Origin of the sequence: Nakamurella aerolata (genome assembly GCF_013002705.1) — a bacterium.
Classification (GTDB): domain Bacteria; phylum Actinomycetota; class Actinomycetes; order Mycobacteriales; family Nakamurellaceae; genus Nakamurella; species Nakamurella aerolata.
Genome location: NZ_JABEND010000005.1, coordinates 188,865 through 210,719, shown reverse-complemented (window position 1 = coordinate 210,719; position 21,855 = coordinate 188,865). Strand labels below are relative to the sequence as shown.

The following is a 21,855-nucleotide window of genomic DNA, read 5'->3' as shown; positions in this document are numbered from 1 at the left end:
CCGCCTGGCGGAGGGCGGCCTTGGTGCTGGCGGGCGCGCTGCCCGGTAGGACGCGGCCGGCGACTGTGCGGGCTGCGGGAGGAGGGCGCGTGCCGCGGCGACGGCGGTCGCCGGCTGGGTCGCTGGGTCTCCTGACTTGGCACGCGCTGGGCTTTGCCTGTCTCGTTGCACCGCGCCGGTGGGGGGAGCGCCCGACCTCCGACCCACGCCCGCGCGCTGCGTGGCTCGAGGGCGCGACCAGCAAGGGAGCGTCGGGCGGTCGCTGCCAAGACGCCTCGCGAGGTCGGGGCGTGCTCGCCGGACGCGCAGCTGTTGGTCAAGCCGCGCTCCAGTGAGGCACGGCGGGCGGCGGTTGGTCAGTTGTCGCGATGACAACCCCACGGTAGCGGAATTCATCCGATCGGCGTATCGAACATGCGTACTATAACAGGTAGTCTGGGTGTGTCACGAGGGGGTGATGTTGATGCTCAACCGGAAGCCGGTCCAGGTTGGCGCTGCGGGGGTTTCGCACGCGCAGTTCCAGCGGTGGCGTACGGCGTTAGGGGTGCTGCAGCCGGGTTCGGGTTTGGTGGCGCATCTGGAATGCCGCCCGCCGACAGCGGCTTTGCTGGCCGCTCGGGGTGGGTCGCCCGCTGTGCCCGCGCCCTCCGCCGGCGCCACTGGCGCCACTGATGCCGCTCCGTCTACTCGTGCCCGCGGCGCCGTGGGCGAGGTCAACAAGGAAGATGCCAACAAGGGCGATATCGACTCGGGGAACGCCGGCGTCGGTAACTCCCGCGCTGCCACGCGCAGTGTCGAGAGCGCTTCATCCGCCAGCGCCGGCACCGGCACCCGCAGCAGCGGCGGTGATTCGGGGGACGCCGACGGTGGTGGCCCTGATGCTGCCGCGCGTAGCGCTGACACGGACTCGGCGAACGGTGCCGCTGATGCTGGTGGTGTTGCAGGGGTGGTGTTGCATGGGAATGTGTTGCTGGATTCGGTGGTGGCTCGGGAGCGGGTGATTCGGCATTTGCAGGCGCTGAACGCTGCCGACCTTGGCGAGTTGGCCCGGAGCTATGTGGGGGTGCGGGAGTTCCTGGACACCGAGGTGGCCGGTGCGTTGACGATTTCTGAGTGTGTCGCGGCCACCCAGATCACGATCGCCGAGCAGCTGCGGAAAATTCCGGTCACCTGGGCGGCGTGGAACGCCGGGGAGATTGATCTACCGAAAGTCCGGTATTTGGCCGAACAAGTCGAACACCTCGACGAGGCCACCGCGCATCGGTTGGAGGAGCGGATCTATCCCTCCGCCGTGGGGAGGCCGATGGCGTTGTTCCGCCGTCAGGTCCGGCGGGTGTTGCTCGGGTTGAACCCCGACCACGCCCGGGAATCCCATGAGAAGGCCGTCGCGCAGCGGGGTGTGTCGTGTGTGCCGGGTGAGGATGGGATGGCGCAGCTGGTGTACTACGGCCCTGCGCAAGAGGTGGAGGTGGTGTGGCGGGTGTTGACCGTGATGGCCGACACCGCGAAAACCCCCGACGACCCCCGCGGCATCGATGCCCGCCGCGCGGACTGTCTGGTCGACCTGTTCCACCACGTGGTCGAGCAGGGCCTGCCCGGCGGTGCCCAGCTGACCGCGAGGCAGCGGTCGAGGGTGCGGTTGCAGGTGACGATGCCGTACACCGTGCTGACCGGCGGTGCCGAGGTGTGCGAGTTGGACGGGTACGGGCCGATCACCGCCACCCAAGCCCGAACCATCCTCGCCCGCACCCACACCAGCACACCGACCAGCGCAGGCACTGGTGGGCGAGAAGTGAACCAGGGCAACAACAATGGAAGCGCTCGACGGCCCGGCGGTGACGGTCGAGCCGGCCGATCCGACCCTTCCGGTCAGGCCGGCCGAAGACCAGGCGCCTCCGGTCAGCCCGGCCGAAGTCCGGGTGTGTCGAGTGGGACGAGTCGACGACCAGACACTCCCCGGGGAGCAGACAGCACACCCGCCGCTCCCGGCGGCAGCGACCGAAGTCCACACCAGCCGACGGGCAGCGCGACGGGCAGTAGGTCCGATCCCGGCTGTGACCTGCTTGTGCAGCGGTTGGTGTGCGATCCGTTGGACGGGTCGTTGCTGGATGCCACCCGGATCGCGGGGTACGTGCCGCCGGAATGGCTCGCCGAACAGATCCGCACCCGGGACCGCACCTGCGTCGCACCGGGCTGCCGGCAACCCGCCGCCCGCACCGAGATCGACCACCGCGTCCCGTACCAGGCCGGCGGAACCACCAGCGCGGACAACCTGAACCTGCTGTGCAAACACCACCACCGCGCCAAAGACGGCGGCGGCTGGACCCTCACCCGCACCGCCGACGGCACCTACCACTGGACCTCACCCCTGGGCCGCACCCACACCCGAGAACCCGAAACCTGGTGGCAACCAACAGATCCTGCGTCGGATCCGGGTGGCCCGTCGGCGGCGGCACTCAGTCAGACCGCGGACCAGTCGGCGACACGCGGTACGCCGAACGAACCGGTCGCGTCCGAACAAGAGACAGGCGAACAACCGGCCGGGGAGCAACCGGGCGGAACGCGGGACAGCAGTGACCAGGATCCCGCCACCACTGGCCCCGCTGAATCTCTTGCGCCGCCATCGGATCAAGCCGAGCCAGGCGTGCCTGACCAGAACGATGACCTCCCGCCGTTCTGAACACCCCGCGGTGACTGCCCGACCCCTACGGCGCCCGCTGGCGGTGGAAAGGGTCGGCCGGTCAGCAGCGGAGAACGCTCGACCGGCCAGCCATCGCAGCGGAACCGCCGGGCCGGTCAGCAGCGGGAGACACGACCGGCTGGCCGGCAGTGGAACCACCCGGCTCGCAGCGGGAACGCCGGGCTGGTCAGCTGCGGGGGACACGGCCGGCTGGCCGGCAGTGGAACCGCCTGGCCTGCAGCGGGAACGCCGGGCTGGTCAGCAGCGGGGGACACGGCCGGCTGGCCGGCAGTGGAACCGCCTGGCCTGCAGCGGGAACGCCGGGCTGGTCAGCAGCGGGGGACACGGCCGGCTGGCCGGCAGTGGAACCGCCCGGCTTGCAATGGGAACGTCGGGCCGGCCTGCAGCGGGGGACACGGCCGGCTGGCCGGCAGTGGAACCGCCCGGCTTGCAATGGGAACGTCGGGCCGGCCTGCAGCGGGGGACACGGCCGACTGGCAGTGCAGTGGAACCGCCCAGCCGGTCAGCAGCGGGGGACGCCCGGCGCGAACCCTGGCGCACCGGTTTGCACGTAGGCGTCCGACACCCAGAGGCCGTCGGCCGTGCGATCCCAGATGTCGGTGCCGTACGCGGGCGGCCCCTTCTGCTGGCACACCACCGGCACCATGTCGCCCTTGGCGTACGCCAGTGTGTTCAGCTGCTCGGCCTGCAGACCCGGCGCAGCTCGTCCGATCAGATTCGCCAGCGCCGGGAACGGATGCGGCTTGAGGCTGGCTACCGGAGTCGGCGGAGCCTGTTGCTCCTTGGTCGTTGGCGACGAAGGCTGTGACGGTGCACCGTCGGAGCCACCCGACTCAGGTGTGGTCTGCTCGGCGCTCTCCTGGCCAGCAGCCCCAGCCGCGCCGCTATCCGATCCAGCCCCACGCGATCCCGTCCCCCCAGGCCCGGTCGCGCCCGATCCCGTCCCCCCAGCTCCGGTCGCGCCCGATCCGGCCCCGCTACCGCTGGACGTGCCCGCCTCAGGCTGCTCGGGCCGCTCCCCACCCGGGGACCCGTCGGCCGGTCCGCCCGAAGCGGCGCCGCCCGCGGCCGCGCCACCCGAACCTGAGTTACCGCTGACTTTGCCGGACGAAGTCTGCTCGTCCTGGCCGGCGATCAGACCGAGACTGTTGGGATCGTTCGCCGGAGCCGTCCCCGACGACATCACGCCGGTGGCAGCGCAGATCGCTACCACCGCCGCCGTCAGCACGCCGACCGCAATCGCCAGCACCCGAAGCCGGTCACGCTGCCGTGCCGCCTGCGCGCCAGGTGGCGGTGACGCTGGCTGGGGAGGATGAGGCTGCGACACTCTCGTCCTCCCATCAAGAAACCGTTGACGCGCGTATCAGTGTCGGCCGCTGCCAACACTCACCGAAACCGACGCCGCGGCGACCTACCCGGTTCCCCGATGGTGCCTATCCGGCCCGGCCGCTGCCATCGGCACCAGTCCCCATGCCAAGCCCATGAGTTACCATGGCGAGCCGCGCGCCACCCGGCGCACCGCCCGCGTCATCACCCTCGGGTCTACCCGGCGTTCGACCAGCCGTAGCGCCGCTGCAGCTCGGCGGCGACCACCACGAATCGGTCCTGCGCCAGCGCCGTACCCTCGCGGCGCATTCCCGACGCATAGATGCGGATCACCCTGGTCGGGTCGGCGTACGACTGGCGACGCTCGTCGTCCCAGCCGCCGGTGCCGACCGGCAGATACTCCTCGTGCCGCTTGCTGGTCAGCTGCACACCCAGCACGGTCCCGGCTGCCTCGGCGGCGACGATCAGCACCGGACGGTCTTTGCCCCGACCGTCGTTCTCCTCGAACGGCACCCAGGTCCAGACCACCTCGCCCGGGTCCGGATTGCCATCAGGGTTGGGCTGGTATGTCATCCGCACCGCGCTGATCTGGCTCGCATCCACTTCGACCGTGCGCTCGTTGCCCTCGCGTCCGGGCGAGAGTCGCTCGTCGACGTTGCCGCCGCTCGGCGCGGGGGACCTGCGCGGTCCGGGTCGCTGCGGAGGCCGCCGGTCGCCGGGGTCGCCGCCGGCCCGCCCGCGTTTGTTGACGGTGTCCTTGATCAGGGAGAAGACCTTGCCGGCCATCGACAGCCAGTTGTTCGCTCTGCTCACCGGCAAGAGGGTAGTCGCAGGTGGATTCATCACCTGATGCACCAGTGGCTCGATTCTGCGGGGTGACGACGGTGTTCCCGGCACTGCTGCAGCACCTGATGAAACGGTGCTTCCGAATGGCCGCTGGTAATCCACCGGACTGCCGCCGGCGCGCGCGGGTTCCCCGCCTCAGGCTCCTCCATCGGCCGCCCCGGGCCCGCGGGGGTGAGCCCGGCGGCACCGTCGTCCGACTCGCCCCGCGTCCGCGGCGGTGGCCCCGCGTCCGCGGGGGTGAGCCCGGCGGCACCGTCGTCCGACTCACCCCGCGTCCGCGGCGGTGGCCCCGCGTCCGCGGGGTGAGCCCGGCGGCATGCTTATCCGGATCGCCCATAGAAGGTGGGCGAGTGCGATATCGGCACGGTGGATATCCAGGTTGGTGTCGGTGTCCGGACAACTAGACTGTCGCCGACGAGCGCCCCGCGTCCGCGGGGATGTGCCCGGCGGCACCGTCGCCCGACTTTCCCCGCGTCCGCGGGGGTGAGCCGGGACGACGATGTTGCCTGGTTCGCCACGTGCGCGTCCCCGTCCGGCCCGATCCAGAGAGAACCCCGTTGCCAGCTCCCAACAGCGCCACCGAAGCCGACGTGGCCGGCACACCGGTCGATCCGACCGACGAGCAGGCGGTGACGGCCGCTACGGACGCCGCCCTCGCCGCGCTCGCCGCCGCCACCGACCTCGACGAGCTCAAGACCACCCAGCAGCGTTTCGTCGGCGACAAGTCACCGCTGGCGCTGGCCAACCGCGCCATCGGTGCTCTCGACAAGTCGCAGAAGGCCACGGCGGGCAAGCTGGTCGGCGCGGCCCGCGGTCGGGTCACGAAGGCGCTCGCCGCGCGGCGTGCCGAGCTGGAACAGCAACACGAGCAGCAGGTGCTGGCCGCCGAAACGGTCGACGTCACGCTGCCGGGGGATCGCCATCCGCGTGGCGCCAGGAGCCCGATCACCGCGCTCACCGACCGGGTCTGTGACGTGTTCGTCGCGATGGGTTGGGAGATCGCCGAGGGCCCCGAGCTGGAGGCCGAATGGCTCAACTTCGACGGCCTGAACTTCCCGCCAGACCACCCAGCCCGCGCCGAGGCCGACACCTTCTACATCGGCGATGTCGGCGACGGCCGTAAACCGGAGGACCGCCCGGGCGGCACCGGCATGGTGCTGCGCACCCACACCTCCCCGGTGCAGCTGCGCTCCATGCTCACCCGCACCCCGCCGATCTACGTGCTGTGTCCCGGCCGCGCCTTCCGCACCGACGAGATGGACTCCACCCACACCCCGGTGTTCCATCAGTTCGAGGGCCTGGCCATCGACCGGCACCTGTCGATGGCGCATCTGCGCGGCACCCTCGACCACTTCGCCAGGGCGATGTTCGGAGCCGAGGCGCGCACCAGGTTCCGGCCACACTTCTTCCCGTTCACCGAGCCGTCCGCCGAGGTGGACGTGTGGTTCCCCGGCAAGAAGGGCGGGCCAGGCTGGGTGGAGTGGGGCGGCTGCGGCATGGTCGACCCCAATGTGCTGATCGCCGGCGGCATCGACCCCACCGAGTGGTCAGGATTCGCCTTCGGCATGGGCATCGAACGCACGCTGATGTTCTCCCGCGGCGTCGGCGACATGCGCGATCTGGTCGACGGTGACGTCCGCTTCACGGTCGGTTTCGACGACCCGGCAAGGCGGGCCGGCTGATGCGCGTCGCACTGTCCTGGCTCGCCGAGTACGTCGACCTGCCGGCCGCCCCCACCCCCGCGGCCCAGGCCGAACTGGTTGCCGACAAACTGGTTTCGCTCGGCTTCGAGGTTGACGGCATCGATATCCCAGGTGGCGAACCGGATCCCATCGCCGGGCCGCTACTGGTCGGACGCGTGCTGCAGATCGAAGAGCTCACCGAGTTCAAGAAGCCGATCCGATTCGTCACCGTCGATATCGGCCCGGGTAACGGGCCGGACGGATCCGACGGTCCGCGCGGAATCATTTGTGGCGCAACCAACTTCGTCGTTGACGATCTGGTGGTGGTCACTCCGCCCGGCACGGTGTTGCCAGGAGGCTTCGAGATCGCCTCCCGCAAAACCTACGGCCGCATCTCCGACGGCATGATCTGCGCCGCCGACGAGGTTGGCATCGGCACCGACCACAGCGGAATCCTGGTGTTGGGCAACGTGTCCGAGCCGCCCGCGGACGGATCGCCGCTGCCCTCACCTGGTGCTGATGCCGCGCCGCTGATAGGCGTCGGTGATCCGGTGATCGACGTGTCGATCGAGACCGACCGCGGATACGCGATGTCGCTGCGGGGGCTCGGCCGCGAACTGGCTGCCGGTTTCGAGCGGCCTTACCGAGATCCGGCGGGCCGGGACACCGGGGTAAGCAGCCCCGCCGGCGGCTACCCGGTGCGCATCGATGCCCCCGACGGGTGCGCGCGTTTCGTCGCGCTGTCGGTATCGGGTACCGACCCGAACGCCGCGTCGCCGTGGTGGATCCGGCGGCGGCTCACCAGCGCCGGCATCCGCTCCATCTCGTTGGCGGTGGACGTCACCAACCTGGTGATGTTGGAGCTCGGCAACCCGCTGCACGCCTATGACGCCGCCACCCTGAGCGGTCCGATCGTGGTGCGCCCAGCGGGATCCGACCGCACCGTTCGAACCCTGGACGGCGCTGAGCGTGCCCTGCAGCCGGACGATCTGCTGATCACCGACGACTCCGGGCCGATCGGGCTGGCCGGTGTGATGGGCGGAGAGGCCACCGAGATTTCCGGCTCAACCACCGAGGTGCTGATCGAGGCCGCCAGCTTCGACGCGCCGTCGATCTCCCGGACCTCGCGCCGACTGCGGCTGACCAGCGAGGCCTCCAAGCGGTTCGAGCGCTCCGTCGACCCTGAGGTCGCCGGTGCCGCAGCCGATCGTGCCGCCGAACTGATCATCGCGTACGGCGGTGGCACCGTCACCGGACGCACCGACGTGCGCTCCAGCACGGAAACCGTTGGGCCGCAACCGATCGCGTTTGCGGTTGCTGAGGCTGAACGGCTGGCGGGCCGGCCGTACTCACTCGATACCGTCGTCCGGCGGCTGCGCGAGGTCGGCTGCGTCGTCACCGCCGCCGACCAAGCGACCCGCGAGATTCCCCAGGGCACAACAACTCTCACCGTCCTCCCGCCCAGCTGGCGACCCGATCTGACCCGCCCGGCCGACCTGGTGGAGGAGATCGCCAGGTTGGAGTCGTACGACACCATCGAGCCGGTGCTGCCGCAGGCCCCGGCCGGGCGCGGCTACACCGGGCGGCAGCGCCGACTGCGTGCGGTGTCGGACGATCTCGCGGCCGCCGGTCTGGTGGAGACTCTCACCTTCCCGTTCTTCGGTGACGCCGATCTGGATCGGCTCGAGGTCCCCGCCGACGACATCCGCCGGCGCCGGGTCACGGTGGCCAACCCGCTCGACGCGCAGCGCCCCTACCTGCGCACCACGTTGCTGCCCGGCCTGCTGGACGCGATGGGGCGCAACCTTTCTCGCGGTAACCGCGACGTCTCGCTGTTCGAGATCGGCCAGGTTTTCCTGCCGAAGTTCGGCGCCCCGACCATGCCGGAGCTGCCCGCCGACCGACGTCCGACGGACGGTCAGCTCGCGGTGCTGGATGCCGCGCTGCCGGACCAGCCACGCCGGGTCGCGGCCGTGCTCACCGGCGAGTGGGATCGCTCCGGCTGGTGGGGCCGTGGCCGACCGGCCGACTGGGCCGATGTCATCGAGCTCGGCAAGCGCATCGGGCGGGTCAGCGGCACCCAGCTGACGCCGGTTCCGGTGCAGCGCGCGCCGTTCCACCCCGGCCGGGCCGCGGAGCTGCGGATCGGGAACTGGCCGGTGGGCATCGCCGGCGAACTGCACCCCCGGGTGCTGGAAAGCCTTGGCCTGCCGGCCCGTTCGGTAGCGCTTGAGCTAACCCTCGACACCATTCCGGAGCCGGAACCGCCGTCCCCGCCGGTGGTGTCGGCGTTCCCGCCGGTGCGGGTTGACCTGGCGTTGACGGTGCCGGACGGGGTGCCGGCCGGCGAGGTCGCCGCCGCGCTCCGCGCCGGTGCCGGACCCTTGCTCGAGTCGGTCCGCCTGTTCGACCTCTTCACCGGTGACCAGGTGCAGGCCGGGCATCATTCGCTGGCGTTCGCGCTGGTGGTCCGCGCCACCGACCGCACCCTGACCGCCGCGGAGGCCAACGAGGTCCGCGACGCCGCCGCTGCCGAGGCGGCGCGACGTCACGCAACGAGCGTGCGCGCGTGAGCGGCGCACACCGCACGTCGGCACCCGGCGTGCCGTCCTGCCTTGTCAACCGAACCAGCGGAGGGTGCTGATGGCCGCACGAACCGAACTACCGAATGCGTTGCTGCGCAGGATCACCGACGCCGGTTACTACCCGGAGCTGGTGGCCGACACTCTCGACCTCGCGGTCGGCGGCGAACCGGTGCGCAGCTTCTTCGTCCACGCCGAAACCACGTTCGACCTCGATACCGTGCGCCGGCACCTGACTGCACTGGTGCTGACCAGCTCCCGGCTGGTGTTTGTGCACGCCGACGATCACGGCGGCGACGACGAGCACGGTGAGGTTCCACATGCCGTCGCCACCACCGAATCCGTTGCGCTGGAGGCGATCAGGGCCGTCGGGGTGACGCACGTGGTCGCCAACCCACAGCGCTACCGGGCCGGGAAGTTCGGTCGGGAGATCAACCTGCTGATCAATTGGGGCGGGGTGCAGCGGCTCGACCTAGAGCAAGCCAGTTGTGGCGATCCGAACTGCGACGCCGACCACGGCTACACCGGCGCGCTGATGGGAGACGATCTGCCGCTGCGCATCTCGGCCGATGCCGAAGGTGCCGACGCGGTCTCCGACGCCATCGCGTTCGCCAGGGAACTGTCCGCGGCGGTTGCCGCGCGCTGAGCCAGGTGGATCCCGTCGCCGCACCATCCGCTCGCGGGGGACAAGGTTGCCCTGGTTCGGGGACCGCCGACCCGGTGCTGAGCGGGTACGACAACCAGTGGCTGGGCGCGGTGTTGCCGGGAGCGGCAGCTGCGCTCGGGCATCGGCTGCCGGATCTACCGGCGGTGCCGCTGCCGGCGGCCCGACGGGTCTGCGTCGTCCTCGTCGACGGTCTGGGCAGCAGACAGTTGGCCGAATCCTCCCGCGCCGCACCGTTTCTCGCCGCCGCGCCGACTCTTGAGTTGACCGCCGGTTGCCCTACCACCACGGCCACCTCGATGGCCAGCTTCGGCACCGGCCAGTCGCCCGGCCGGCACGGCATCGCCGGCTACTCGGTGCTCAACCCGGCCACCGACACCGTGGTGAATCAGCTGCGCTGGGACTTCGACGAACCTCCGCGACAGTGGCAGGCGCTGCCAACGGTTTTCGAGCTGCTCGCCGACCCTGCGCTCGCCGGTCTGGACCGGACCGCGCTGCGGTCGGCCGCCATCGGCAACCCGGAGTTCGCCGGCTCCGGCCTCACCGAGGCGGCCCACCGGGGGACGGAGTTCTTCGGCCACAAGCGACTTGCCCCGCGCGTCGATCTGGCGGTGTCGCTGCTGAAAGACCCGGACGGCCCGCGCCTGGTGTATCTGTACTGGGGCGCGGTCGACGCCGCCGGGCACCGGCACGGCTGGCGCAGCAGCGACTGGCGACGCGCTCTGCAGCGCACCGATGCCGAACTGCACCGGCTGGCCAGATCGCTGCCGGCCGGCTGCCTGCTGCTGGTCACCGCCGATCACGGGATGGTGGACGCCGCCGCGCACGACCGGGTCGACCTTGCCGACCGCCCCGAGCTGCGATCAGGGGTGCGGCACGTCGGCGGCGAACCCAGGCTGCTGCAGGTGTACACCGAACCCGGCGCGGCCGGCGCCGTCGCCGACCGCTTGGCCGACCTGGCACACGAGCGAGCTTGGGTGCGCACCCGCGAGCAGGCCATCGCCGAGGGCTGGTTCGGACAGGTCAGCGCAAGCGTGCAACCGCGCATCGGTGACGTGCTGGTCGCCGGCCGCGGCGAGTTCACGCTGGTCGATTCCGACACCATGACGCCGGACGAACTCGGGCTGGTCGGCTATCACGGTTCGCTGACCGAGGGCGAGCAGTACGTCCCGCTGGTGGTGCTCCCGACCTGACGGGCTCGGCCGGGTTGAGCGCCAACGACCAGGTTTGACGCGCGCGCCGCGCCGGCGACAAGCTCGGACTAATGATTATGCAACACCGCGAATAATTCGCTAACCTGGTCCCATGACCTTCTCGGTAGCGGTGGCTGGTGCCACCGGGTACGCCGGCGGCGAGCTGCTGCGGCTGTTGCTCGGGCACCCTGAGGTGACGATCGGTGCGGTCACCGCGCACTCCCGTGCGGGGGAGCTGCTCGGTGACCATCAGCCGCAGCTGCTGCCGCTGGCCGACCGTGAGCTCGGCCGCACCGACGCGGCCACCCTGGCCGGACATGATGTGGTCTTCCTGGCGCTGCCGCACGGTGCGTCCGGGCCGCTGGCCGCCGAGATCACCGAGCTCTCGCCGGACGCCGTGATCGTCGACTGCGGCGCCGACCACCGGCTCACCGATGCTGCTGCCTGGCAACGCTTCTACGGAGGTGAGCATCCGGGCAGCTGGCCCTACGGGCTGCCGGAACTGCCGGGAGCCAGGGAACAGCTCGCGGGCACCAGCAGGGTGGCCGTCCCCGGCTGCTATCCCACCGCCGCAACGCTGGCCATGGCGCCGGCGCTGGCCGCCGGACTGGTGCAACCCGACATCGTTGTGGTCGCCGCGTCGGGTACCTCCGGCGCCGGCAAGAGCAGCAAGCCGCACCTGCTCGGTTCCGAGGTGATGGGTTCGTTGTCGGTCTACGGCGTCGGCGGCGGGCACCGGCACACGCCCGAGATGGTGCAGAACTTGACGCTGGCGCGGAACGCCGGCGCACACCCGGGTAGTGGCGAGAGCCCAAGGACACCGGATGGCGCCGCCGATCAGGTAACCGTGTCGTTCACGCCGATGCTCGCGCCGATGCCGCGCGGGATTCTGGCCACTGTGTCGGCGCCGCTCACCGTCCCGGCCACTGGAGATTCCGCCGCTGCTGGTGCGCCCACCTTTGACCCGGCTGCGGCTCCCGCCGATGCGACGGAGCGGGCCAGGGAGATCTACCAGAAAGCTTATGCCGCGGAGCCTTTCGTCGCTGTGCTGCCGGAGGGCCAATGGCCGACCACGGCAGCCACCCTTGGCGCCAACACCTGCCTGCTGCAGGTGGCGGTCGATCCGGCTGCCGGCCCGACCGGCCGGCTCATCGTGATCGCCGCGATCGACAACCTCACCAAGGGCACCGCCGGCGGGGCCGTGCAATGCATGAACCTCGCGCTCGGCCTGCCGGAGACCACCGGGTTGCCGACCGTTGGGGTGGCGCCGTGACCGTATCGGAACTGGTGGGAGTCACTGCGCCGCAAGGCTTCCGCGCGGCCGGGGTGAGCGCCGGGCTGAAATCGAGCGGCGCCGCCGATGTTGCCGTCGTGGTCAACGACGGGCCGTCCGACGCCGCGGCGGCCGTCTTCACCGGCAACCGGGTGCAGGCCGCCCCGGTGCGCTGGACCAGGCAGGTACTCGGCGCTCCGAGCGGCCGGCTGTTGGCGGTGCTGCTGAACTCCGGCGCTGCCAACGCCTGCACCGGACCCGAGGGCTACGCCGACACCGTGGCCTCGGCCGAGCGGCTGGCTGCCGATCTCGGGTGCGCTCCGCAGCAGGTGGCGGTGTGCTCCACCGGCCTGATCGGCGAGCGCCTGCCGATGGACAAGCTGCTGCCCGGCATCGACAGTGCCGCCGCGGCTCTGGCCGCCGGTGCTGCCGCCGGCCGGCAGGCCGCCGCTGCCATCATGACGACGGATACCAGGGCGAAAACCGTTGTGGTGCAGGCCGACGGCTTCGTCGTTGGTGGGATGGCCAAGGGTGCGGGGATGCTGGCCCCGGGGCTGGCCACCATGTTGGTGGTGCTCACCACCGACGCGGTGGCCGAACCGAGCGAACTCGACACGGCGCTGCGCGCTGCCACCGCCGTCACCTTCGACCGGCTTGACTCCGACGGTGCCATGAGCACCAACGACACCGTGCTGCTGCTGGCCTCGGGGGCCAGCGGAACCCGGCCGGCGCCGGCGGTGCTGGCCGCGGCGCTGCGCCGGGCCTGTGCCGACCTGGCCGCCCAACTGCTGGCCGACGCCGAAGGCGCCACCAAGGAGATCGCCATCGAGGTGATCGGCGCCGCCGACGAGAACGATGCAACCCAGGTGGGCAGGGCGGTGGCTCGCAACAACCTGGTGAAGACCGCCTTCTTCGGCGAGGACCCGAACTGGGGAAGGATTCTCGCCGCCGTCGGCACCACCGACGCGGCCTTCGGTCCCGACCTTCTCGACGTCGCGATCAACGGTGTCTGGGTATGCCGGGGCGGACAGGCCGCGGCCGACCGCGCCGGCGTCGACCTCACCGGCCGGCAGGTACATGTGGTGATCGACCTGCATGCCGGCGTCGACACCGTCACCATCCACACCAACGACCTGTCCCACGCCTACGTGCACGAGAACTCGGCGTACTCGACATGACCGACACCCGCACTGCCTCTGCTCCGTCCTTCGGCACCACCGGCCGGCAGCCGGAAGACCTTGCGGCCGTTGCCAAACGGGCCGAGGTGTTGATTGACAGCCTGCCGTGGCTGCAGCGGTTCGCCGGTAGGACGATGGTGATCAAGTACGGCGGCAACGCCATGACCGACGATGCGCTCAAAGCCGCGTTCGCCGCCGACATGGTGTACCTGCGCGCCATCGGGGTGCGGCCGGTGGTGGTGCACGGCGGCGGCCCGCAGATATCGGCGATGCTGTCGCGGCTCGGCATCGCCGGGGAGTTCAAGGGCGGCTTCCGGGTGACCACAGCCGAAACCCTTGATGTGGTGCGGATGGTGCTGCTCGGACAGGTGGGCCGCGAGCTGGTCGGGCTGATCAACGCTCACGGCCCGTACGCCGTCGGGATGTCCGGTGAGGACGCCGGCTTGTTCACCGCGGCCCGCCGTACCGTGGCCGTGAACGGGGCGCAGCACGATATCGGCCTGGTCGGCGATGTGGTCGACGTCAACACCGCGGCCGTCACCGATCTGCTTGACGCCGGCCGCATCCCGGTGATCGCGACCGTTGCGCCCGACGCAGACGGTGTGGTGCACAACGTCAATGCCGACACCGCGGCCGCGGCGCTGGCAGTGGCGTTGGACGCCGCGAAGCTGGTGATGCTCACCGACGTCGAGGGCCTGTACGCCGACTGGCCGGACCGTTCCTCGCTGCTCTCCACCATCTCGGCAGCTCGGCTGCGAGAGTTGTTGCCGCGCTTGGAATCGGGCATGGTGCCGAAGATGGAGGGCGCGCTGCGGGCGGTGGACGATGGCGTTGCCGCCGCGCACGTCATCGACGGCAGGGTGGCGCACTCGGTGCTGCTGGAGATCGTCACCAGCACCGGCGTCGGGACCATGGTGCTGCCCGACCCGCCGCCCGGCGCGCCGCCGCTTTCCGCCCAGCCGTCCGGCGCACCGAGGTCCGCGCCGTTCGCACCCGAGCAGCACCCCGCTTCCGAAAACCATCTGGCAGCAGAACAGGAGGCAACCTGATGAGCCAGCAGCCGACGGCAGAGTCCGTCGTTCCCGCCACCGCCGGCGCGGCCAATGCCGCCGGCGCGGCCAGTGCCGCCGGCGCGGCCAGTGCCGCCGGCGCGGCCAGTGCCGCCGGCGCGGCCAGTGCCGCCGGCGCGGCCAGTGCCGCCGGCGCGCAGCGCTGGCAGGCGAGCCTGATGAGCAACTATGCGACGCCGCAGCTGGAGCTGGTGTCAGGGGAAGGCGCCGTCGTCACCGACGCGGACGGGCGGGAGTATCTCGACTTGCTCGGCGGCATTGCGGTGAACGCGCTGGGCCACGCCCATCCCGCGGTGGTGCAGGCGGTCAGCCGGCAGATCGCCACCATCGGGCATACCTCGAACCTGTATGCACACCCGGTGCTGCTGGACCTGGCGGAGCGCCTGCTCGACATCTCCGGCGCTGCCGAACACGACGGGCGGGTGCTGTTCGTCAACTCGGGTACCGAGGCCAACGAGGCGGCGTTCAAGATCGCCCGGCTGACCGGACGCAGCCGGATCATCAGTACCCACAACGGTTTCCATGGCCGCACCATGGGCGCGCTGGCGCTCACCGGGCAGCCGAGCAAGCAACAACCGTTCGCGCCCATGGTGCCGGGCGTCGAGTTCGTCGACTACGGCGACGCCGACGCTCTGCAGGCAGCGGTCGCCGCCGATCCCGACCAGGTCGCCGCGTTCGTCGTCGAACCGATCCAGGGCGAAGCCGGCGTCAACGTTCCGCCGGACGACTATCTGGCCAGGGCAAGGGCGATCACCGCCGACGCCGGCGCGCTGCTGATTCTTGACGAGATCCAGACCGGTGTCGGGCGCACCGGCCACTGGTTCGCCTTTCAACAGCACGGAATCGTTCCGGACCTGGTGACCCTGGCCAAAGGACTCGGTGGCGGGATGCCGATCGGTGCCGTGATCGGATTCGGTGCCGCCGCCGCTCTGCTGACGCCGGGTCTGCACGGGTCCACCTTCGCCGGCAACCCGGTCTGTGCGGCCGCGGCGCTCGCCGTGCTGACCACCATCGCAGACCAGCGACTGCTCGACGGGGTGCAGTCGGTCGGCAAGCGGCTGGCCCAGGGCATCGAAGAGCTGAACCATCCGCTGCTCGCCGGCGTCCGCGGCAGCGGTTTGCTGCTCGGCATCATGCTGACCGAACCCGTTGCGGCCGCCGTGGTCTCGGCCGCCCAACGCGCCGGCTTCCTGCTCAACGCACCCGCCCCGAACGTGATCAGGCTGGCGCCCCCGCTGATCCTGACCAGCGCGCAGGCCGACGACTTCCTGGCGGCGCTACCCGGCCTGCTCACCGCGGCCGAACCGGGCCGGCCGCCGGCCCGGCAGACCCACGCCACCACCTCCGAGGACAACCCAGCATGAGCAAACACTTTCTGCGCGACGACGATCTGCAGCCGGACGAGCTGCTGGCGGTGTTGGACCTCGCCGACCGCTACGCGGCCGACCGGCATGCCGAGAAATCGCTGCAGGGCAAGGCGATCGCCGTTGTCTTCGAGAAGAACTCCACCAGGACCCGGCTGTCGTTCGAGGTGGGAATTGCGCAGCTCGGCGGTCAACCGGTGATCATCGACGGGCGCACCAGCCAGCTCGGCAGGGAGGAGACCATCGAAGACACCTCGAGGGTGTTGTCCCGGTATGTCGACGCCGTCGCCATCCGAACGTTCGCGCAGCGCCGGATCGATGCGCTGGCCAGCGTTTCCGCCGTGCCGGTGGTCAACGCCCTCACCGACGAGTTCCACCCGTGCCAGGTGCTGGCCGATCTGCAGACCGTCCGGCAGCGCCGCGGCAAGCTGGCCGGCCTCACCGTCACCTACCTCGGCGACGGGGCCAACAACATGGCCCACTCGTTGTTGCTCGGCGGCGCCAACGCCGGGATGCACGTCAGGGTCAGCGCACCGACGAGCTTCGAGCCGGACCCGCAGGTGTTGGTCGACGCCAAGACCAGGGCGGCCGAGACCGGCGGGTCGGTCGAGCAGATCAGCGATCCGCAGGCCGCCGTCGACGGTGCCGACGTCCTGGTGACCGACGCGTGGACGTCGATGGGCCAGGAGAATGACGGGCTGGATCGAGTCGGGCCGTTCCGGCCCTATCAGATCAACACCGAGCTGCTCGGCCGAGCCGACCCGGAAGCCATTGTCCTGCACTGTCTTCCGGCGCACCGTGGCTGGGAGATCACCGACGAAGTGATCGACGGACCCGCCTCGGCCGTCTGGGACGAGGCCGAGAACCGACTGCACGCGCAGAAGGCGCTGCTCACCCATCTGCTGGCGCACCGGTGACGGCGAGCATGAACAGAGCAACGATCGGCGGCTCAGCCGGCTCGGCGGGGGGCAACACCATCCCGACCAAGACGGCGCGACAGGCGCGCATCGAGGCGTTGATCAACAGCCACCCGGTGCAGTCCCAGAGCCAGTTGCTGCAGCTGCTGCAGGACGCCGGCATCGTCGTCACCCAGGGCACCCTTTCCCGTGACCTGGAGGAACTTGGTGCGGTCAAGCTCCGTGGTGTCGACGGCGGAGCCCCGGTGTACCGGATACCCCAAGACGGTGAGGTCCGGCCGGCCGGCGGCACCGCGAAAGTCAGCAGACTCCTTGAAGAGCTGCTGATCTCGTGGGTGGCGTCTGGCAACCTCGCGGTGCTGCGTACCCCGCCCGGCGCCGCGCAGTTCTTGGCATCAGCGCTCGATCGGGCGGCGCTGCCCGATGTGGCCGGCACCATCGCCGGCGACGACACCGTGCTGGTGGTGGCCCGCGAGGGGCTGTCCGGCCAGGACGTGGGAGCCTTCCTGCAACAGCTGTCCGACGGCTGACACCGCCCCCCAAACCGCCGCACCCAACCGATCAGCACCCGACCGATCAGCAGCAGAACCCGAAACCCGAACAGACTTCAGGAGAAGCGATCACCATGACCCAGCGGATTGTGCTGGCCTATTCCGGCGGACTGGACACCTCGGTGGCCATCGGCTGGCTCGCCCACGCCACCGGAGCCGAGATCATCTGTGTGGCAGGCGATGTCGGACAGGGCGGCGAAGACATGGAGATCATCAGGCAGCGGGCGCTGGCCTGCGGCGCGGTCGAGGCCGTCGTCGCCGACATGCGCGACGAGTTCGCCGACGAGTACTGCCTGCCTGCCCTGCAGGCGAACGCGCTGTACATGGACACCTACCCGCTGGTCAGTTCGCTGTCCCGGCCGGTGATCGCCAAGCACCTGGTGCAGGCGGCCAGGGAGTTCGGTGCCGACACGGTCGCCCACGGCTGTACCGGTCTGGGCAACGACCAGGTCCGCTTCGAGGTGTCCATCGGTGCGCTGGCCCCCGATCTGAAAATCCTTGCGCCCGTGAGGGATTCCGGGATGAGCCGGGACAAGGCGATCATCTTCGCCGAAGAGAAGGAGCTGCCGATCGAGACCACCCGGAGCAACCCCTACTCGATCGACCAGAACGTCTGGGGCCGCGCGGTGGAGACCGGCTTCCTCGAGGACATCTGGAACGCGCCGATCGAAGACCTCTACAGCTACACCCAGAACCCCGACACGCCAAGGGATCCGGACGAGGTGACCATTCGCTTCGAGGCCGGGGTGCCGGTCGCCATCGACGGCAAGCAGGTGAGTGTGTTGCAGGCCATCGAGGAGTTGAACCGGCGGGCCGGCGCGCAGGGCATCGGCCGGATCGACATGGTGGAGGACCGGGTGGTCGGCATCAAGTCCCGTGAGGTCTACGAGGCGCCTGGGGCGATGGCATTGATCACCGCACATCGCGAGCTGGAGAACGTCACCCTGGAGCGGGAACAGGCCAGGTTCAAGCGTCAGGTCGGGGCCCGCTGGTCGGAGTTGGTGTACGACGGGCTCTGGTACTCGCCGCTCAAGCAGAGCCTCGACGCGTTCATCGCCGACACCCAGCGCTACGTCTCCGGCGAGATCCGGATGGTGCTGCACGGTGGCCGTGCGGTGCCGACCGGGCGGCGCAGCGACGCCTCGCTCTACGACTACCACCTGGCCACCTACGACGCCGAGAGCACCTTCGACCAGTCGCTGGCCAAGGGTTTCGTCCGGCTGTGGGGTCTGAACATCAAGACAGCGGCGGCCAGGGACCAGCGGCTGTCCGGCGACAAGTCGTGACAACCCCTGGCGCCCAGGATCAGCCCGGGCAACCGCCGGTCCAGTTGTGGGGCGGGCGATTTGCCTCGGGGCCGGCGCCGGCGCTGGAAGCGATCAGCCGGAGCACGCAGTTCGATTGGGTGTTGGCGCCCTACGACATTGCCGGCTCCCGCGCGCACGCCGTCGCGCTGCACGCCGCCGGACTGCTCAATGATGACGAACTGGCCGGGATGACGTCGGCGCTAGACCGGCTCGCCGCGGCTGTTGCCGACGGCAGTTTCGTTCCGCTGCCTTCGGACGAGGATGTGCACACCGCGCTGGAACGTGGCCTGTTGGACCTCGCGGGGCCGGAGCTGGGCGGCAAGCTCCGTGCCGGACGCTCCCGCAACGACCAGGTGGCCACGCTGTACCGGCTCTATCTGCGGGACGCGGCCCGCCGGATCGCCTTCGCCGTCACGGATCTGCAGGCGGCACTGCTCGAGCAGGCGACGACTGCCGGAGCCGCACCGATGGCCGGCCGCACGCACTTCCAGCATGCCCAACCGGTGCTGCTGGCGCATCTGCTCGCCGCCCACGTCCAGGCGCTGGGGCGCGATGTCGACCGGATCAGGGACTGGGACGCAAGGCACGACGTCTCGCCGTACGGGTCGGGCGCACTGGCCGGTTCAACGCTCGGGCTCGACCCGGCGCTGGTGGCCACGCAGCTCGGGCTGTCCCGGCCCGCCGAAAACTCCATCGACGCAACGGCTTCCCGAGACTTCGCGGCCGAGCTGGCTTTTGCGTTCTCCATGCTGGCGGTCGATCTGTCCCGCTGGGCCGAGGAGATCATCGTGTTCGCCACCGCCGAGTTCGGCTATCTGAGGCTGCACGACGGCTACTCGACCGGCTCGTCGATCATGCCGCAGAAGAAGAACCCGGACATCGCAGAGTTGGTGCGCGGCAAGGCCGGCCGGTTGATCGGCAACCTCACCGGGCTGCTGGCAACGTTGAAGGGGATGCCGCTGGCCTACAACCGGGATCTGCAGGAGGACAAGGAGCCGCTGATCGACTCCGTCACCCAGCTGGAGCTGATGCTGCCGGCCATCACCGGACTGACCGCCACCCTGACCTGGAACCTGCCGCGGCTGGAAGCCACTGCCTCGCAAGGCTTCTCGCTGGCCACAGACATCGCCGAGTTCCTGGTGAAGGCGGAGGTGCCGTTCCGGGTCGCGCACGAGGCGGCCGGGGAGTGCGTAGCGCTGGCCGAGTCCACCGACCGAGAGCTGGATCAGCTGACCGATACGGAGTTCGCCGGCATACACCCTGCGCTGACGCCGCAGGTGCGGTCGGTACTGACGGTCGCCGGGTCGCTGGCGGCCAGGGACGGGCTCGGTGGCACCGCCCCGGTCAGGGTTGCCGAGCAGCTGGCCCAGCTGCGGGACCGGGTCGCGGCCGACCGGCAGTGGGCCGAGCGGGATCAGGCCGGAACCGTCGCGGGCGCCGGCAGCTCCGGATAGTCGCCGGCGGCTGCCAGCCGTAACCAGCTCCGCCACCGCCCGGCGAACGGTTCCGCCGGACGCCGCATCAGCCGGACCAACTCGGCGGCGGTGGTGCGGGCGCGCTGTGCCACCGGCTCCGGGTATCGCATCGCGCGGCGGCGCGTCTCGAACTCGTCGTCGTCCAGCACCCGGACCGGCCCCGTCCCGAGCTGCTCGACGTCAAGATCGAGGTCGATGAACTCGATCAGGCCCTGACCGGCGGACAGCGCACAGGTGACGTCGCAGTACAGCTGCTGCGGCCGCTGGCGGGCGGCATGCGCCGGCACCATGAACGCCGACCAGTCGGTGCGGGGCGCGCCGGCGGCGTCGTGCGGGAAGAAGCGCAAACCCGCTACCGCAGAAAAGGTTTCAGGATAAGTTTCGCGGCTGGTCAGCACCGGGGTGTTGTCCGGCATCCACAGCCACCGCCCGTATTCGTCGGAACCAAGCTGCCACGTCCAGTTGTCGCGGTGCGGCGTGCCGTCCCACTTGCGCGACCGCACCCGCACCGGTGTCGGCGCGCTTTGGGTGCCGCCAGCCGGCCCGGGCTGCTCCGGGCCGGGCGGCGGTGAGCGTCGCGTCGGCTCAGACATCAGCGACCGTCAGGACCGCCACGCTGGGCGCTGCCGCACTGTCCGCTCCCGGCACCGGCCACGCTGAGGACCGGACACGCTGAGGATCGGCCGGCTCGGCCACCGACCGCCTCAGTCACCGGCCGATGCCGATGCCGATGCCGATGCTGATGCCGATGCCGAGACGCGATATCTCAGCCGCACGGTGCCGCGCGGCATCACCTCGGACGCCAACAGCTCAAGCCGGGTCGGCAGCTGCTCCGGGCCCAGCGGCGTTCCGTCGAGAATGGTTGGCGTGTCGGCGCCGCCGACGAGCGCAGGGAACAGCGTCAACTCCACCTCGTCGATCAGCCCGGCTCGCAACAGCGCGGCGTTCAGCGATCCGCCCGCGGTCGACGCCAGCCGGGTGATCCCCAGTTCGTCACCGAGCGCGTCCAGGGCCGACGGGAGGTCCACCTGTTCCGCGCCGGCAACCAGATAACAGATCGAACGTTGCCGCAGCCACTGCAGGTAGTCGAGCGGTGTGCTCCGGCAGACCAACACGAGGACGGCCCAGCCGGGCGGGTTCTCCTGCTGCCAGCGAACCCGGCCGCGGCCGTTGACGGCGGCGAACCAGTACCGGCGCGCCGGGTCGTCCACCACGGACGGGGGCAGGTGGTGGGTGTGGAGTTCGGCGGGATCGGCGGTCGGCGCCGGCAGCCCGGTGAGCGGCCCGGCGTCGTGATCCACCAGCGAGCCCGAGCCCTCCAGCGTTGCCTGCACATCGAGCCGCTGCTCCACCGGCGGCCCGGCATCGTCCTGCGACAGTGACGCCCAGACTCGGCGGTGCTCGGGCCTGAGCAGGATCCGGTCTCGATGCAGCGTGATCTTGCCGTCGGCGCTGGCTCCGAGCGACATGATGACGGTTGGACGGCCGCCTGTCGGTGCGGTATCTGGCGCCGAGTGGTGAGTCGAGCCGGAAGTCGAGCCGGGACTGGCCGCGTCAGAGTTGGTCATCCCGCAGGGATAGCAGGCCGGTCCGACACCGGTGCCCCGATGCTCGTGCACTCACGCTGGTGCACTCACGCTGGTGCACCACGTTGGTGCCCCGACGCTGGCGAGCCCGACACGGGCTTTCGGATTCCCGGCAGCCGGCGGCAGCTGCGGCGCGGACC

17 protein-coding genes are annotated in these 21,855 nt (G+C 70.5%); 13 read left to right on the top strand and 4 right to left on the bottom strand.

Annotated elements, in window-relative coordinates; translation table 11 throughout:
* Positions 1-634: 634 nt before the first annotated feature.
* Positions 635-2,680 carry a DUF222 domain-containing protein gene (locus tag HKD39_RS20515; RefSeq protein ID WP_171199883.1) on the top strand — a complete coding sequence of 682 codons (2,046 nt, stop codon included), beginning with the start codon at positions 635-637 and terminating at the stop codon, positions 2,678-2,680.
* A gap of 523 nt (positions 2,681-3,203) precedes the next feature.
* Here the strand turns inward: HKD39_RS20515 and HKD39_RS10870 are convergent.
* A complete protein-coding gene (locus HKD39_RS10870; protein WP_171199882.1) occupies positions 3,204-3,950 on the bottom strand; it encodes a hypothetical protein in 747 nt (248 codons plus the stop codon).
* Positions 3,951-4,243: 293 nt separating this feature from the next.
* Positions 4,244-4,840, bottom strand: coding sequence for a type II toxin-antitoxin system PemK/MazF family toxin (locus HKD39_RS10865; protein ID WP_171199881.1), 597 nt, complete (start codon positions 4,838-4,840; stop codon positions 4,244-4,246).
* A 590-nt stretch (positions 4,841-5,430) separates the two neighbouring features.
* On the opposite strand from HKD39_RS10865, the gene pheS reads away from it, so the two are divergent.
* The 12 genes from pheS (at position 5,431) to argH (ending at position 20,108) form a co-directional block, all read left to right on the top strand.
* Positions 5,431-6,555, top strand: a complete 1,125-nt coding sequence (gene pheS, locus HKD39_RS10860; protein WP_246232417.1) for a phenylalanine--tRNA ligase subunit alpha — start codon at positions 5,431-5,433, stop codon at positions 6,553-6,555.
* On the top strand, positions 6,555-9,128 hold the full coding sequence (pheT, locus tag HKD39_RS10855; RefSeq protein ID WP_171199879.1) for a phenylalanine--tRNA ligase subunit beta: 2,574 nt from the start codon (positions 6,555-6,557) through the stop codon (positions 9,126-9,128). Before pheS ends, pheT begins: the two co-directional genes overlap by 1 nt.
* 70 nt (positions 9,129-9,198) lie before the next feature.
* Positions 9,199-9,783: a DUF5998 family protein gene (locus tag HKD39_RS10850; protein ID WP_171199878.1), complete on the top strand. Its 585-nt coding sequence runs from the start codon at positions 9,199-9,201 to the stop codon at positions 9,781-9,783.
* A 5-nt stretch (positions 9,784-9,788) separates the two neighbouring features.
* Entirely contained in the window at positions 9,789-10,994 is a 1,206-nt protein-coding gene (locus HKD39_RS10845) for an alkaline phosphatase family protein (protein ID WP_212754426.1), read from the top strand.
* A 112-nt stretch (positions 10,995-11,106) separates the two neighbouring features.
* A complete protein-coding gene (argC, locus tag HKD39_RS10840; protein ID WP_171199877.1) occupies positions 11,107-12,267 on the top strand; it encodes an N-acetyl-gamma-glutamyl-phosphate reductase in 1,161 nt (386 codons plus the stop codon).
* A gap of 14 nt (positions 12,268-12,281) precedes the next feature.
* Entirely contained in the window at positions 12,282-13,445 is a 1,164-nt protein-coding gene (gene argJ / locus HKD39_RS10835) for a bifunctional glutamate N-acetyltransferase/amino-acid acetyltransferase ArgJ (protein ID WP_171199985.1), read from the top strand.
* Complete coding sequence (argB, locus tag HKD39_RS10830; RefSeq protein WP_171199876.1) at positions 13,442-14,494, top strand: acetylglutamate kinase; 1,053 nt, start codon at positions 13,442-13,444, stop codon at positions 14,492-14,494. Before argJ ends, argB begins: the two co-directional genes overlap by 4 nt.
* On the top strand, positions 14,494-15,879 hold the full coding sequence (locus HKD39_RS10825; protein ID WP_171199875.1) for an acetylornithine transaminase: 1,386 nt from the start codon (positions 14,494-14,496) through the stop codon (positions 15,877-15,879). Before argB ends, HKD39_RS10825 begins: the two co-directional genes overlap by 1 nt.
* Entirely contained in the window at positions 15,876-16,796 is a 921-nt protein-coding gene (gene argF / locus HKD39_RS10820) for an ornithine carbamoyltransferase (RefSeq protein WP_171199874.1), read from the top strand. Before HKD39_RS10825 ends, argF begins: the two co-directional genes overlap by 4 nt.
* Before the next feature lie 8 nt (positions 16,797-16,804).
* A complete protein-coding gene (locus tag HKD39_RS10815; protein ID WP_171199873.1) occupies positions 16,805-17,326 on the top strand; it encodes an arginine repressor in 522 nt (173 codons plus the stop codon).
* A 95-nt stretch (positions 17,327-17,421) separates the two neighbouring features.
* Positions 17,422-18,633 carry an argininosuccinate synthase gene (locus HKD39_RS10810; protein WP_171199872.1) on the top strand — a complete coding sequence of 404 codons (1,212 nt, stop codon included), beginning with the start codon at positions 17,422-17,424 and terminating at the stop codon, positions 18,631-18,633.
* Entirely contained in the window at positions 18,630-20,108 is a 1,479-nt protein-coding gene (gene argH, locus HKD39_RS10805) for an argininosuccinate lyase (RefSeq protein ID WP_171199871.1), read from the top strand. Before HKD39_RS10810 ends, argH begins: the two co-directional genes overlap by 4 nt.
* Here argH and HKD39_RS20510 read toward each other — a convergent pair.
* A complete protein-coding gene (locus HKD39_RS20510; protein WP_171199870.1) occupies positions 20,069-20,632 on the bottom strand; it encodes a DUF402 domain-containing protein in 564 nt (187 codons plus the stop codon). The two genes, argH and HKD39_RS20510, sit on opposite strands and share 40 nt — an antisense overlap.
* A gap of 201 nt (positions 20,633-20,833) precedes the next feature.
* Positions 20,834-21,598, bottom strand: a complete 765-nt coding sequence (locus tag HKD39_RS10795; protein WP_171199869.1) for a RibD family protein — start codon at positions 21,596-21,598, stop codon at positions 20,834-20,836.
* Between the last annotated feature and the right edge of the window lie 257 nt (positions 21,599-21,855).

What these genes read in the sequence shown, in the direction of transcription:
- pheT (WP_171199879.1), top strand. Translation starts at nt 6,555, where the DNA reads ATGCGCGTCGCACTGTCCTGGCTCGCCGAGTACGTCGACCTGCCGGCC.
- HKD39_RS10850 (WP_171199878.1), top strand. Translation starts at nt 9,199, where the DNA reads ATGGCCGCACGAACCGAACTACCGAATGCGTTGCTGCGCAGGATCACC.
- argC (WP_171199877.1), top strand. Translation starts at nt 11,107, where the DNA reads ATGACCTTCTCGGTAGCGGTGGCTGGTGCCACCGGGTACGCCGGCGGC.
- argB (WP_171199876.1), top strand. Translation starts at nt 13,442, where the DNA reads ATGACCGACACCCGCACTGCCTCTGCTCCGTCCTTCGGCACCACCGGC.
- HKD39_RS10825 (WP_171199875.1), top strand. Translation starts at nt 14,494, where the DNA reads ATGAGCCAGCAGCCGACGGCAGAGTCCGTCGTTCCCGCCACCGCCGGC.
- argF (WP_171199874.1), top strand. Translation starts at nt 15,876, where the DNA reads ATGAGCAAACACTTTCTGCGCGACGACGATCTGCAGCCGGACGAGCTG.
- HKD39_RS10815 (WP_171199873.1), top strand. Translation starts at nt 16,805, where the DNA reads ATGAACAGAGCAACGATCGGCGGCTCAGCCGGCTCGGCGGGGGGCAAC.
- HKD39_RS10810 (WP_171199872.1), top strand. Translation starts at nt 17,422, where the DNA reads ATGACCCAGCGGATTGTGCTGGCCTATTCCGGCGGACTGGACACCTCG.
- HKD39_RS10795 (WP_171199869.1), bottom strand. Translation starts at nt 21,598, where the DNA reads ATGTCGCTCGGAGCCAGCGCCGACGGCAAGATCACGCTGCATCGAGAC.